Source organism: Specibacter sp. AOP5-B1-6 (genome assembly GCF_052376555.1).
Classification (GTDB): Bacteria; Actinomycetota; Actinomycetes; order Actinomycetales; family Micrococcaceae; genus Specibacter.
Map to the genome: position 1 here is coordinate 1 of NZ_JBQSVT010000096.1, position 1,842 is coordinate 1,842.

Consider the following 1,842-nt stretch of genomic DNA (forward strand, 5'->3'; position numbering starts at 1 on the left):
TTTATTGATATTCCACCCTTGAGCAACCCACCCAGAAACATGCGTTCTGGCAATGGGTCTTTACTCCTCACACCACCAACAAGACACTATGCAGTGGCTGTTGTGGTGTTTGGTGCTCCTTAGAAAGGAGGTGATCCAGCCGCACCTTCCGGTACGGCTACCTTGTTACGACTTAGTCCCAATCGCCAGTCCCACCTTCGACAGCTCCCTCCCCACAAGGGGGTTAGGCCACCGGCTTCGGGTGTTACCAACTTTCGTGACTTGACGGGCGGTGTGTACAAGGCCCGGGAACGTATTCACCGCAGCGTTGCTGATCTGCGATTACTAGCGACTCCGACTTCATGGGGTCGAGTTGCAGACCCCAATCCGAACTGAGACCGGCTTTTTGGGATTAGCTCCACCTCACAGTATCGCAACCCATTGTACCGGCCATTGTAGCATGCGTGAAGCCCAAGACATAAGGGGCATGATGATTTGACGTCGTCCTCACCTTCCTCCGAGTTGACCCCGGCAGTCTCCTATGAGTCCCCACCATAACGTGCTGGCAACATAGAACGAGGGTTGCGCTCGTTGCGGGACTTAACCCAACATCTCACGACACGAGCTGACGACAACCATGCACCACCTGTAAACCGACCGCAAGCGGGGCACCTGTTTCCAGGTGTTTCCAGTTCATGTCAAGCCTTGGTAAGGTTCTTCGCGTTGCATCGAATTAATCCGCATGCTCCGCCGCTTGTGCGGGCCCCCGTCAATTCCTTTGAGTTTTAGCCTTGCGGCCGTACTCCCCAGGCGGGGCACTTAATGCGTTAGCTACGGCGCGGAAAACGTGGAATGTCCCCCACACCTAGTGCCCAACGTTTACGGCATGGACTACCAGGGTATCTAATCCTGTTCGCTCCCCATGCTTTCGCTCCTCAGCGTCAGTTAATGCCCAGAGACCTGCCTTCGCCATCGGTGTTCCTCCTGATATCTGCGCATTTCACCGCTACACCAGGAATTCCAGTCTCCCCTACATCACTCTAGTCTGCCCGTACCCACCGCAGATCCGGGGTTGAGCCCCGGACTTTCACGGCAGACGCGACAAACCGCCTACGAGCTCTTTACGCCCAATAATTCCGGATAACGCTTGCGCCCTACGTATTACCGCGGCTGCTGGCACGTAGTTAGCCGGCGCTTCTTCTGCAAGTACCCTCAACCAGACAACGTCTGGCCTTGTTCCCTACTGAAAGAGGTTTACAACCCGAAGGCCGTCATCCCTCACGCGGCGTCGCTGCATCAGGCTTTCGCCCATTGTGCAATATTCCCCACTGCTGCCTCCCGTAGGAGTCTGGGCCGTGTCTCAGTCCCAGTGTGGCCGGTCACCCTCTCAGGCCGGCTACCCGTCGTCGCCTTGGTGAGCCATTACCTCACCAACAAGCTGATAGGCCGCGAGTCCATCCAAAACCAATAAATCTTTCAACCAAACACCATGCGATGTAAAGTCAATATCCAGTATTAGACCTCGTTTCCAAGGCTTATCCCAGAGTTAAGGGCAGGTTACTCACGTGTTACTCACCCGTTCGCCACTAATCCCCCCGCAAGCGGGGTTCATCGTTCGACTTGCATGTGTTAAGCACGCCGCCAGCGTTCATCCTGAGCCAGGATCAAACTCTCCGTTAATAACTAAACAGACACACACAAACACACCGGAAAAAGGTGATGAATGCATGCACTAAATTCGAAACCAGCTAAACGGTCCTGCCATCACCACAGGGGCGGCAACAACAAAACCAAATAACCAATCCATATAAATAAATTGGTATCAATAAAACTTGGCACACTATTGAGTTCTCAAACAACAAC

General features: G+C 53.8%; 1 rRNA gene. It reads right to left on the bottom strand.

Going from position 1 to position 1,842, the window contains the following annotated elements:
- Positions 1–123: 123 nt before the first annotated feature.
- A 16S ribosomal RNA gene (locus ACT3TS_RS19595) occupies positions 124–1,659 on the bottom strand.
- Between the last annotated feature and the right edge of the window lie 183 nt (positions 1,660–1,842).